Genomic DNA, 12,413 nt, shown 5'->3' on the forward strand with positions numbered 1-12,413 from the left:
TCCTCCTTTATTCAGCTTCTTTTAAATCAATACCAGATTTTTTCTTGTCTAACATTTTTTTGATAATTTCGGCAATGTAGGCCCCTGCTTCAACAGCCGGTGTCCCACCTTTGTGAATATTTGAAATAACTGTCCGCCGGGCTTCTGGCATACCGACAGTTGGTTTGTAAGCAATGTAGGCACTCATAGATTCAGCTGTTACTAAACCAGGACGTTCGCCAACTAGCAAGCAAACAACATCAGCGTCAGTGATTTCACCAATTTTATCCATTGCTGGCACGCGACAATATTTAACAAAAACTACATTGTCGAAATCTAAGTTGTACATGTTTAATCCTTGTTTAATTGCTGGTAGGACTTCTTTAATATTCGCTTCGATAGCAGCTGAACTAAGGCCATCCCCTACGACCATTTGGATTTTGGCTTTTGGTGTCGTATTTTTCCGAATGATTTCACTATTTTCTTCATCAAATTGACGACCATAATCTGGACGTGTTAAATATTCATCTTTACTGTTACAGATTGTTTTTGTAGAAATAAAATTCATTTCTTTTACCAAGTCTTCGCTTACGTCTGAAAAGACCGCATCTTGTGCTGCCGCATGGTCCGCTCGGAAACGTAATGTTGAACTAGTCATATAACGCGTCCCTGCACGACCAACGCCTAAACGAGCTGGCGAGAAAGCTTTCATTTTTAATAGTGCTTCAGGATCTACGGCATTTTTCAATAGTAATTGTTTACGTAAATCTACTTCAGTAATGTCAGGAATTAGGCTTTCTTCAATTTCTGTCGTTTCAGTGACGTGTGTTGTGACTGGTTTTTCTTCAGCAGTCACAGTGGCAGTCGAAACCGCTTGATTGTCAGCGACCATTTCTGTTAAAATTCCGGCAATCATTTCTTTTAATTCTTTTTCGTTCATTTGTATTCTCACCTCGTTTATTTAATAAATACAGATGCATCGCCAGCGCGACTTGTTAATTTTCCGTTTTCCATTAAGCCCATTTTTTCCATCCATTCTTCAAATTCTTTAATTGGACGTAAGCCTAATGTTTCACGAATCGTCGCAGTTTCATGGAACCCAGTTGTTTGATAATTTAACATGACATCATCGCCATGAGGAATCCCCATGATATACGTACAACCAGCTGTTGCTAATAACATTGCTAAGTTTTCCATATCATTTTGATCAGCTTTCATATGGTTGGTGTAGCAGACATCACAGCCCATTGAAATTCCAGTTAATTTGCCCATGAAATGATCTTCTAAACCAGCGCGGATGACTTGTTTTGAATCGTAAAGATATTCTGGTCCAATAAAGCCGACAACGGTATTTACAATATACGGATCAAATTTTTTGGCTAAGCCATAACAACGCGCTTCCATTGTGACTTGGTCTGCGCCAAAGTTCGCTTCAGAAGAAAGTTCTGAGCCTTGACCTGTTTCAAAATACATCACATTAGGACCAGCTGCTTGACCACTGTGAAGCGCTAAATCTTGTGCTTCAGCTAAAATTTCTGCATTTAAACCAAATGCTGTGTTCCCTTTTTCTGAACCAGCGATGGATTGAAAGACTAAGCCAGTTGGCGCGCCTTGACGCATGGCTTCCATTTGTGTCGTTACGTGAGCAAGCACGCAAGTTTGTGTTGGAATTTCCCATTCGCTGCGGAACTCTTCAAATTTGTTTAAGATCCGTTTAACACTTTCTGTAGAATCATCAACAGGATTCAAACCAATTAACGCGTCACCGGCGCCATAAGAAAGACCTTCCATAACTGATGCCATAATGCCATCGACATTATCGGTTGGATGGTTCGGCTGTAAACGATTTGAAAAAGTTCCGGGACGGCCAATCGTTGTGTTGGCGGTTTTTTCAATATTGATTTTTTTTGCGCCAACAATTAGATCCATGTTGGACATTAATTTACAGACAGCAGCAATCATTTCAGAAGTGAGTCCACGGGAAATTCGTTTGATATCAAAATCGGTTGTTTCCGAAGATAAGATAAATTCGCGTAATTCTGCAACTGTCCAATGTTTAATACTTTCAAAAATTCGCATATTGACTTGGTCAATAATAATGCGTGTCACTTCGTCTTCGTCATAATCAACAACGGGATTGTTAAACAAGTCATTTAAGGACAATTCCGATAAAACGACTTTCGCTGCCACGCGTTCTTCGGCTGAATTAGCAGCTACGCCAGCTAACTTGTCGCCAGACTTTTCTTCATTGGCTTTGGCTAAGACTTCTTTAACGGATGTAAATTGATAGACTTTGCCAAATAGTTTGGTTTTTAAAATCATCTTTGTGTCGCTCCTTTTTAATTAAATACTAAGGTCTTAACAATGACTGGAAGGACGGCTCCTTCTGCCACTGGTAAACCGATATCTACATAATCACCGTTTTCTACTTTGACCGAATCAAGACAGATAAACGGATAGTCTTTTGGTAGATGGGCACTTAAGGCATGCCCTAAAGCTTTCGCCATGTCTTCATCCACCATAACAATAATGGGAATTTGTTCAGCAACTAAACTAGCTAATCCTTCCACAATCCCTTGACCATAGCGTTGAATATCAGCAAATGTTGGATTGCTCATGCCTCTAATTGCTAGGGCAATCTGGGGTGTTTCTTCAATACGATGCCAATTGAGTTTTTCTTGGATTCGCTGGCCTAATTCTGTCACAGTAAGGGTTTCATCCTCTTGCGCTAATTTTAGAATTGGGATATTTTTTACCGGCAAAATTTGCTCACGATAAGCGATCGTGCTTCCGCTAATTTCAGCAGTGTGTGAACCTGCTCCGACGACCGTCGCTCGGATTGTTTCTGCGCTTTCTAAGACTTCTTTTTCCGAAAAAATCAGTGACTTTCTCAGATATTTTCCTAAAAGCAAGCCGATGTCTCCATATTTAAAGAGATTCGTACTTGTCGTATTTAAGCAATCAGCCACACCACCAGAAAATGTTACAATTGGTAATTCCTCACCTTTTCGTAGTGGATGGTTGGTTACTAATAACTGGTAGAACGGACTTTGTGTCCCCAAGCCAATGCTATTTTCTAACACGGCAACTAATTCCGAAATAATTGGCAGTAAGTTTTGTTCGGTGGCTTGGTCACCAAGGTGCAAGGTTAGCCCTTTTTTATTTATAATTTCTTGAATCTTCGGAGCTATATAGGTGATTTTTTGTTGTTGATCTAATTTAATTAAGCGTCCGCCAATGTCAAAACAAGCCGTGTCAATCACTTCGCCATCTTTAAAGACAGCTAAATTTGTCGTTCCCCCACCAATGTCTAAATTAACCACCGGTTTGCGTTTCGTTTCAGAATAAGTTTGAGCACCAGCGCCTTTCCCGGCAATGATACTTTCTAAATCAGGACCAGCCGTAGCAACGACAAAATCACCTGCATAGCCACTAAGTGCTCGTAGCACATTGTTGGCATTGCTTTTTCGAGCAGTTTCACCTGTGATAATTACCGCACCCATTTGAATATCTTGTTTATGAATGCCTGCTTGGCGATATTGCTCCGCTACAAACGCTTTGATAGGTTCTGCATCAATTTCTGATTGGTTAAGTAAGGGTGTAAAGATAATGTCACTTCGGTAAATGACTTTTTTATCAGAAATGCTGATACGTGGTACTGTAAACGCAGAGGCAAAATTTTCAACAGTTAATTCTGACAAGACTAATTGGGTTGTAGACGTCCCTAAATCAATCCCTACGGTTAAAAGTGTTTCCTTCGACATCGCCTGACTCGCCTCCTTTTGCATACAAAAAGGCACTTAAAGAATCGTTAGAAAATTTCTTTCTACTTTTCTTTAAGCGCCTTTGCTTAATCAATGAACAACATCACTGGTGTTCTGTTCGAAATAGAAACAGGTTTTAGTTCCCTGTTTATTGGATTCAATTGTAATTTTTCCTTTTAATTTATCTTTTACGTAGCTTTTGATAATCATCAAACCTAAACTGGTCTCGTTACTTTGATGAACGTCATAGCCTTTACCATTATCTGTAACAGTAATGGTAATCATTTTATTATCTAATGTTCCACTAAGTTTAACAACGCCACTTGTTTGTGGCTCAAATGCGTGATCAAAAATGTTTTGTAATAGTTCGTTGACAACAAGGGAAATGGTGACCATTTGTTCGCTAGAAACCATAATGGCTGGATCAACATCCATCATCATCTCAATGGGTTGTGCGCCTTGAAAAAGATGTCTAAAATTATACATCACTGCTTCCAATGTTTGCCGTAAAGCAACGTCATCTTTGACTTGTTTTGACAGCAATTCATGGGTGGCTGCAATCGCCATAATTCGATTGACACTTTCATGAAGGACTTTCTTTGCTTCGGGGCTTTGCGTTCGCCGTTCTTGAATACGCAATAAGGAAACCACCGATTGCAAGTTATTTTTAACACGATGATGAATTTCACGAATCGCAACAGATTTGGAAATAATTTCCGCTTCTTTTTCTTTAAATTCTGTATTGTCTTGAATAATCATAATCAGTTGTTCTTCTGATGCCAACCATACTTTTCGAACCTTAAAATAATAATTAAGGTAGGTCGTTTTGCTTTCAATAGGTTGATTACTCATTTTATATTTCATTTGATACAACACATATTCAAAAGTTGTATAATCGATGGACAAATTGTCATAACTCATTCCAATGATATTGTCCCGATAACCAAGTTTGCGATAAAGCTCTTGTGCATTGTGATTGGTAATTAATAAGTGACCCGCCGCATCAAAAATCAAAACGGCTTCTGCCAATTGATCAATAAATAATGCGTCGACTTGACTAGTTGATTTCGCTACTTTTGCTAACTGGCAGTTATTTAGCTCCTCTTTTTGTAAGTCCGCTTGAATCTCTTCATCTGCCGCAATCTCGACAATAATGACACCAATCGTTCGATGTTCATTGCGAATGGGATAGATATTTTGCTTAATCAAACGATTTTCCTGAGTCACTGCTAACAAACCAATGCTATTTAAGCTAGTTTGCATGGTACGCAGAACACCAGGTTCATTTTTTAATAAAGCTTCCATCCCGACGACATCTCCGCTATATAAAGAAGTTGTCTTCGCAGGCGGCTTATGATAAACGACTAGTGCTTGCTGTGACATTTCCTTATACACATCAATAAAAACATCTGCACTTTGATAGAGTGTCGTCGAAGAAAGATAACGTGCTGTACGTTGTAATTCTTTAATGTCTGATTCTGAAAGATTGGTATATTGGTGACATAATTGCTCTAATCGTTTCATTTATTCATCATCCATTACAATCAATTCTGCAATTTCACTCATACGTGCGCGTTTGTTCATACTTAACGTACGCAACATTTGGTAGGCTTCTTCTTCCGATATATGATTTTCTTTTACAAGAATACCTTTGGCTTTTTCGATAATTTTACGTTCTTCTAATTTTAAACTTAATTTATCGATTTGATTTAGTAACAGCTGCGTTTGTTTGCCTCGTTCAATGCTCATTTCAATTGTAGGTATTAATGATTTTTCATCTAGAGGTTTAACTAAATAACCCAGTGCGCCTAATTTTTTAGCCTTGTCCGTATTTTGTACGTCACTGTATGCAGATAAAAAGACAATACTACTGGCTAGTTGGTCTTGAACAATTTTTTTACCTGCTTTTAGACCATCTAAAATTGGCATTTGAATGTCCATTAATACTAGGTCAGGTTGTGTTTTTTTACATACTTCAATTGCTTCAAAACCATCGGCTGCTTCACCGACTACTTCGTACCCTGCTTCTATCACAATATCACGAATATCGAGTCTCGTAATAGGTTCATCATCGACTATTACAATTCGTCCATCCATTTTCTTCACGCCCTTGTCCTTTCAACGCTATGTTCTGGTAATTTTACAAGTTACAGAAAAGTTTAAAATCTGTTGTAAACCTTCAATCACCGCTTGTAAGGCTGCTTCCACTGAGCTTACGTCACCAGAAATGACTACCGATCCAGAAAAACGATCAATAAAACCGATTTGGATATCTCCGCTTTTAGTCGCAATATCAACAGCGATAATTGCCGCTTCGCTCGGAGTGATTGTCAAAATACCTAGTGCATTGCTGGTGCCTTCTGGCAACCCTAATTTTGTATAAATTTCTTTATTAGGACTAGCAATGATGTGCGCTAACGTTACTTGTTTCCCAGGAACATATTCTTGAATCATTCGTTGTTTTTCTTCCAACCAGACTCGCTCCTTTAATTTAGCAAATAAAAAATCCTCAATAAAAAACGTAAAGGTTCCACTTTCGCTTTCTACTAAGGAGCTTCTTTGCTCTTAAATTTTGAAGCACGCCGTTGTGCTACCCACATTATATGTTATCGATTTCATCCTGTCAATCGCTTATAAGATAGAATTTAAAATTTTTGTCACTTCTGCTGCTGTTGGTTGGACAGGATTTGTTTTGGTGCAACCATCCATCAATGCGCCTTCAGCTATTTTTGGGATCGCAGCTTGGACTTCTTCTTTTGGTAAACCATAGTCACTAAAAGTGGCAGGCATGTTTAATTTTTGACGGAGTTGCTTGATTTGTCGAATAAATTGTTGAACACCAATCCGTGCATTGGTTGTCTGTGTATCATTTAGACAATTTGCTAACTGCGCATAACGTTTAGCTGTTGGTTCGTTGGTGACTTTGCCATTCGCTAAGCCACTGTTATATGCAATGACTTCCGGTAAGAGCATCGCATTCATTCGTCCATGTGGCACATGTAAACGCGCACCGGCCGCATGAGCAATGCCGTGATTCAAGCCTAATGAAGTAACATTAAACGCCATCCCTGCCATACATGAAGCTAAATGCATATTTTCACGGGCTTGTTGGTTGCTACCCTCATTAAAGGCTATTTCTAAATTGTCGAATACCAGGCGAACGACTTTTTCGCACAACGCATCTGAAATCGGATTTGCTTCTGTTGAAACATACGCTTCAATAACATGCGTTAAGACGTCCATTCCTGTATCCGCTGTGATTTTTGGTGGGACACTCATCACTAAATTTGTATCTAAAATCGCAATTTCTGGTTGAATTTCATCCGTTACAAGCGGGATTTTGGTGCCAGTTTCAGCAACCGTAATCACTGAAAAATTCGTAACTTCTGAACCAGTTCCACTAGTTGTAGGAACCGCAATAAACTCAGCAATCTGAGTTTGCAAAGTACGTTTGCCAAAAAATTTCATTGCTTTGGCCGCATCAATAGCGGATCCCCCACCTAAAGCTAATATCGTATCTCCTTGAAATGTCGCTAACTGCTTAATTCCCGCAGCAATCTTATCAATTGGTGGATCGGGGATGATGTCACTAAAAATTTGCCATTCGCTTTTTGTTAAATGCTTTGTCACTTCATTCACAAATCCAGAGTCAACCATGAATGGATCTGTGACAATGAAAACACGTTTATCATGAAGTGTTTCCAAATTGGCTAATGCGCCTTCTCCTACCCATAGTTCGGTAGGGAAATGAATTGTTTTCATCTCAATTCCTCCTTAATAAAATACAAAAAGACACTTCAAACAAACGAAAAATCATCTGTCTGAAGCGTCTTTGCTTCCTTATGTATACGCCATTGTACACGAAACCTTATCCATAGAGTACAACGCCTTTAATTAATTGTCAATAAAAAAAGGGAATATAGCAGTACGTCATTGTACCTGAAATCTCCTTCAACATTGAAAGACCAGCCCAAAATTCCCAAAAGCACTTCCTCGTGCCATTAATTGGATTAATACAAATATCTTGGGCTGGATTTTCAACACAAGCGTTGTTAAGAAACATCCTGTTTTGCCTCGAAACAGCATGCCCAATAATGAAAAAATGAAAAGACCTGACTTAAAAGCAACCTTGCTTCTTCACAGTGGCGGGACCGTGCCAGATTCTCACTGGCTTCCATTCATATTTTTCATAAAATATTCGTTTAATCTATCTGAAATTTACCATAAGTTTTTTAGAAAAGCAACTGTTTACAATCCATCTTCTTTAATTTTATGGAAAACCTTTTCGCTTCGTTCATAAAAAACATCAGGTCGTTGTGCTTGAACATTTAAATAGCGAGCCAACGCATAAAAATAATCTGATAAACGATTGGTAAAAATTAATACCTCTTCGTTAATTTTGGCTGTCCAATTTAAACGAACAATGATGCGTTCTGCGCGCCGTGCAATCGTCCGAGCCACATGAACCATACTGGCTGCTGGGGTTCCGCCAGGTAAAATAAAACGATCAATATCTGGTGATTGTGCAGTGTAGAAATCAATCCGCTGTTCTAGCCAATGCACACTTGCCTTTTGTAATTTAAATGGTCGTTGTGCTTCAATCGGTGTTGACAAATCTGTTCCCGCATCAAAAAGTAAATGTTGTAAAGCTTCTAGTTCTTCTTTAATTTCTTGATTTTCTTGGGGAAGTTGGCTGATAATGTAGCCCACCCAAGAATTCAATTCATCAATCGTTCCATAACTTTCAACTCGATCAGAATCCTTAGCGACGGTTGAGCTGCCGACTAATTTCGTCATTCCCTTATCGCCAGTTTTTGTATAAATTTTCATTCTGCTTCATCCTCCTCTAAATAATCTACTAATTCTTGCAAGCCAATTTTTTCAACAGAAGAAATTTCAAAAATTCTTGTTGCACCCGCACTTTTTAATTGTTGCCGAACAATCTCTAACTGCTGAGAATCTTGTGCTAAATCAATCTTGGTTAAAATACCAATGATTTCTTTCGGGAAAATACTACCAAATCCTGGTGAAAAAACTTGTTGTGTTTCTACAGCACTTTGGATCAAACCGATCACATCTGCTTCTGCCGCTGTGACGTTTAACGCATTATAATATTGCCGATGCAAAATAAACTCGCCCGGTGTATCAATCATTTCTGCATGAAATTCCACCGCCTGTGTTTTATCATAAATTAATTCTTTGCCTTGCAGAGCTTGACATAACGTGGTTTTACCACACCCGATAGCTCCCATTAAAATGATTCGTTTCATCGCTACCTCCATAAAAAAGGAGCCCAAAGCAAGTACCATCACGTACTTAGTCTTGGGCTCCTTTGCCGATTTGTTAAAACACGCCATTGTGTTTCTGATTCTTTGCCTTTATCTTACCTGTTTCCAAAAAACTTGTCAAAATTATTGAATAGTTTCCCAAACTTTATGTTGTTTCTGAAAATAGGAGACAATATCTGTTTCAAAAATTGTTTGTAAAAATTCTTTGGAAGCCAACGTTTGAAAATCACCTTGCGCGGCCACTTTCCCTTGCTTCATAAACACAATTTTTTCACTTAGCGTTAACGCTAAACGGATATCATGAAACACCCCGATTAACATTTTCCCTTCTTGCGCACTCCACTCATTTAACTGCTGAATCAATTCTTGTTGATACCGAATATCCAAATGATTATTGGGTTCATCCAATAAAATAATTTCTGGATCTTGTACAAATAATTTAGCCAAAAATACTCGTTGTTGTTGTCCTCCTGAAAGCTGATTGACAACTTTATCTTTTAAAGGCAATAAACCCGTGCGTTCTAAATAATAAAGGATTCGTTCTTTTTCTTGTTTAGAAACAATCGGTAAAAAACGTTGTGCTTGTTGTCGATACGCCCCCATCAAAACTGTTTCGTAAACCGTATAATCAAAAGCAACTGTCGTGAATTGACTCATCATCGCTACTTTCGTTGCCAATTCCTTCCGCTTTTGTCCATGAACTTCTTGACCATCAATTAAAACAGAACCACTATAAGGGACAAGTCCGGCAATCGTTTTTAAAAGTGTCGTTTTACCGCAACCATTTGGACCTAAAATACAAGTTTTACTACCTGTCGGAAAAACGAGGGAAATATCTTTTAAAATGGGGGTTTGTTGGAGTGTTACAGCTGTTTTTTTTAATTCAATCATGCAGCAACGCCCCTTTTTTTAAAGTAAATATACAAGAAGAATGGCGCTCCAATCAAGGCTGTTACGGCCCCGATGGGAATTTCTCTTGGTGATAAAATCGTGCGAGCAATTGTGTCCCCTATTACCATGATGGTCCCACCTAAAATTGCCGAACCGGGAATCAGCCAGCGATGAGTCGCCCCTAAATAGCGACGGACAATATGTGGTGCTATTAAATCAACAAAACCAATCACACCGACAAATGAAACCGCACTTCCTGCTAATAAACTAGCCAAAAGAATAATGCGTAGTTTTGCTGTTTTGACTTCTACTCCCGCTAACATCGCATGTTCTTCTCCTAAACCGAGAACATCCAATGCGTTGGCATCAAACCAAAGAAACAGACTGCTGACAAGCAAGATTGGACAATAAATAGCAATTTTTTGCCAATTACTGCCAGAAAAACTACCCATTTGCCAAAAGACTAATTGTTTCAAATAATCTTGGAAAAGTGCTGTAATCAACGTCAAAATAGCACCGACAAACAAGGTCATAATCATTCCTACTAAAACAACTGTTTGATTGGACATTTGACTATCCATTGTTTGCGTAAATAACAAAACTAAAAAGACCGTTGCTAAGCCAAAGATAAAACCAGTTAAAGGCAATAAAAATGCCCCTAAGATCGAAGCAGTTACTCCAGTTACCATGATTAACGCAGCGCCTAAGGATGCTCCCGCTGATACGCCCAAAGTATACGAAGAAGCTAAAGGATTACCCAAGAGTGATTGCATCACCGTGCCACTTACTGCTAAGCCTGCGCCCACGAGATAGGCCATCACGACACGCGGTAACCGAACATTCCAGATGATTCCTTCTAAAATCCCATCTTCTGAAACCGTCTTTTTCACTAAAATTTGAAGCAAATCCGTTAACGAAATCTGAACACTTCCAATTTTAATACCTAAAAAGAGCATGCTCATACTGATCAAGAGCATCAGTATGAGACACGTTTTTTTACTCATCTTTTAAATCCTTGTATTCCTCTGGATAAACAGCTTTTGCCATTTGTTTTAATGCTTTGGTAATGTGGTTATTTGGTAAAGAGCTAGACATGTTATCGATTTCGAAAACTTCTTTGTTTTGAACTGCAGGAACGTTTTCCCAGTTTTTACGAGCTAAAATTTCTTTGGCGGGATCTTTCATATAGTTAACATTGGTTAAAATGACTTCTGGTTTTGCAGCAATGGCCGCTTCTTCTGTCACTGGTAACCAGCCTTTTTCATTTGCCAAAACATTTTTTGCCCCAATTATTTCAATCATTTCATTTAAAAATGTCCCATTACCAAAACTATAAATGTCTGGTAAGGCAGCCACTTCAAACAAAACAGTTTTTGGTTTTTTAATGGTTTTACCAATTTTGGCTACTTCGTCGATTTCTTGATCCATTGTTTTGATTAACTTTTGTCCTTTTTCATGTTCAGATAAGCTATCCGCGATGAATTGGACGTCTTCTTTGATTGCTTTGATACTTGTACTAGTGGGGATATTAACGACTGTAATTCCAGCATCTTCCACTTGTTTCCAAACACTTTCTGAGCTAGCTAAATTGATGTCATTCACATAAACAATTTGTGGTTTCAAGGCAATCAATTTTTCTGCATCGACAGCCATCATATCCATTTGTGGTAATTTTTTTAAATCAGTCATCATTGTGCTACTTTGAGTATCAACTGCGATTAATTGGTCGGTTTTACCTAAGTCTTCAATCACTTCTGTTGTTGATGGCACTAGGGAAATAATTTTGGTTGCTTCTTTGGGTAAAGTAATTTCTTTGCCGCTACGGTCTTTGGTTGGTAACGTTACTTCTGTTTTTTCAGAAGAGGTAGTTGCTTTCTTTTCCTGTTTACCACACCCTGCTAAGCCAAGTGTTGCTACTAAACCTAAAGTCATCATTGTTAAAGTAAATTTTTTCATTTTTTCATCCTCGCATTCGTCTATTTTATTTTGGGGAAAATTTTCTGAAATGAACCTCCTTTGTCTCAACGTCAAAACAATACAAAAAAACCACTTTTTTCTCCAATAGAAAAAAAGCAGTCACTTAACTATGCTAATGATATACTCAGCCAGTTATCTTCAAAGCCCCTTCTTTTTCCTACAAAAGAATGATTAGACTTATCAAGCCGGTATCCTGACTTAGCTTCTTCTTACTCCCAATCCTTCCAGAATAATCTGTGGTCTTATTGGTTTCATCCACCATACAGTAGGTAGGTCTGTAGAGGATTCGCACCTCTTTCCCTGACACTTCATAAGTACATATATATTGTATCTTCGTTGATAACTAATTTTCAAACCAGTGATTAGACGTCTTTGTCTAATGACACACATTTATTATAACGGTTATCAACCATTTGTCAACGCTTCCTCAAGCAAAAGAAAAACTTTTCTTGTTTTAGTTATTAGACGTTGTTCCGTTTTTCTATTCATGATAAAATAAATCCTAGTTTGAATA

The 12,413-nt window shown here is 38.3% G+C and carries 12 protein-coding genes and 2 riboswitches; all 12 genes read right to left on the reverse strand.

What is annotated here, in order from left to right; genetic code table 11:
- Window positions 1-7 precede the first annotated feature (7 nt).
- The 12 genes from eutC to IGJ20_RS07290 all read right to left on the reverse strand — a co-directional run bounded on the left by eutC (window position 8) and on the right by IGJ20_RS07290 (window position 11,947).
- Window positions 8-919: an ethanolamine ammonia-lyase subunit EutC gene (eutC, locus tag IGJ20_RS07235; protein ID WP_126254617.1), complete on the reverse strand. Its 912-nt coding sequence runs from the start codon at window positions 917-919 to the stop codon at window positions 8-10.
- Window positions 920-936: 17 nt separating this feature from the next.
- A complete protein-coding gene (locus IGJ20_RS07240) occupies window positions 937-2,301 on the reverse strand; it encodes an ethanolamine ammonia-lyase subunit EutB (RefSeq protein WP_002357506.1) in 1,365 nt (454 codons plus the stop codon).
- A gap of 17 nt (window positions 2,302-2,318) precedes the next feature.
- Window positions 2,319-3,767 (reverse strand): ethanolamine ammonia-lyase reactivating factor EutA, encoded by a 1,449-nt coding sequence (gene eutA / locus IGJ20_RS07245; protein ID WP_002382341.1) that lies wholly within the window; start codon window positions 3,765-3,767, stop codon window positions 2,319-2,321.
- Between the two features lie 66 nt (window positions 3,768-3,833).
- Entirely contained in the window at window positions 3,834-5,267 is a 1,434-nt protein-coding gene (locus IGJ20_RS07250) for a sensor histidine kinase (RefSeq protein ID WP_126254618.1), read from the reverse strand.
- Entirely contained in the window at window positions 5,268-5,840 is a 573-nt protein-coding gene (locus tag IGJ20_RS07255; RefSeq protein ID WP_002357503.1) for an ANTAR domain-containing response regulator, read from the reverse strand. It abuts the gene before it with no gap.
- 27 nt (window positions 5,841-5,867) lie between these two features.
- The gene (gene eutS / locus IGJ20_RS07260) at window positions 5,868-6,215 is read right to left on the reverse strand and encodes an ethanolamine utilization microcompartment protein EutS (RefSeq protein ID WP_002345864.1); all 348 of its coding nucleotides are present in this window, start codon (window positions 6,213-6,215) and stop codon (window positions 5,868-5,870) included.
- A gap of 159 nt (window positions 6,216-6,374) precedes the next feature.
- The gene (locus IGJ20_RS07265; RefSeq protein ID WP_002361859.1) at window positions 6,375-7,505 is read right to left on the reverse strand and encodes a 1-propanol dehydrogenase PduQ; all 1,131 of its coding nucleotides are present in this window, start codon (window positions 7,503-7,505) and stop codon (window positions 6,375-6,377) included.
- Window positions 7,506-7,797: 292 nt separating this feature from the next.
- Window positions 7,798-7,947: riboswitch (adenosylcobalamin (AdoCbl) riboswitch) on the reverse strand.
- Window positions 7,948-7,991: 44 nt separating this feature from the next.
- The gene (locus tag IGJ20_RS07270; RefSeq protein WP_002365686.1) at window positions 7,992-8,573 is read right to left on the reverse strand and encodes a cob(I)yrinic acid a,c-diamide adenosyltransferase; all 582 of its coding nucleotides are present in this window, start codon (window positions 8,571-8,573) and stop codon (window positions 7,992-7,994) included.
- A complete protein-coding gene (locus IGJ20_RS07275; RefSeq protein WP_126254619.1) occupies window positions 8,570-9,013 on the reverse strand; it encodes a EutP/PduV family microcompartment system protein in 444 nt (147 codons plus the stop codon). The genes IGJ20_RS07270 and IGJ20_RS07275 overlap by 4 nt, the downstream gene beginning before the upstream one ends.
- A gap of 141 nt (window positions 9,014-9,154) precedes the next feature.
- Window positions 9,155-9,922, reverse strand: coding sequence for an ABC transporter ATP-binding protein (locus IGJ20_RS07280; protein WP_126254620.1), 768 nt, complete (start codon window positions 9,920-9,922; stop codon window positions 9,155-9,157).
- On the reverse strand, window positions 9,919-10,926 hold the full coding sequence (locus IGJ20_RS07285) for a FecCD family ABC transporter permease (protein ID WP_002361862.1): 1,008 nt from the start codon (window positions 10,924-10,926) through the stop codon (window positions 9,919-9,921). Before IGJ20_RS07285 ends, IGJ20_RS07280 begins: the two co-directional genes overlap by 4 nt.
- Entirely contained in the window at window positions 10,919-11,947 is a 1,029-nt protein-coding gene (locus IGJ20_RS07290) for an ABC transporter substrate-binding protein (protein ID WP_161970849.1), read from the reverse strand. Before IGJ20_RS07290 ends, IGJ20_RS07285 begins: the two co-directional genes overlap by 8 nt.
- A gap of 118 nt (window positions 11,948-12,065) precedes the next feature.
- A riboswitch (cobalamin riboswitch) is annotated at window positions 12,066-12,225 on the reverse strand.
- Window positions 12,226-12,413 lie beyond the last annotated feature (188 nt).

It is taken from the genome of Enterococcus sp. DIV0294, assembly GCF_050558155.1.
Lineage (GTDB): Bacteria > Bacillota > Bacilli > Lactobacillales > Enterococcaceae > Enterococcus > Enterococcus faecalis.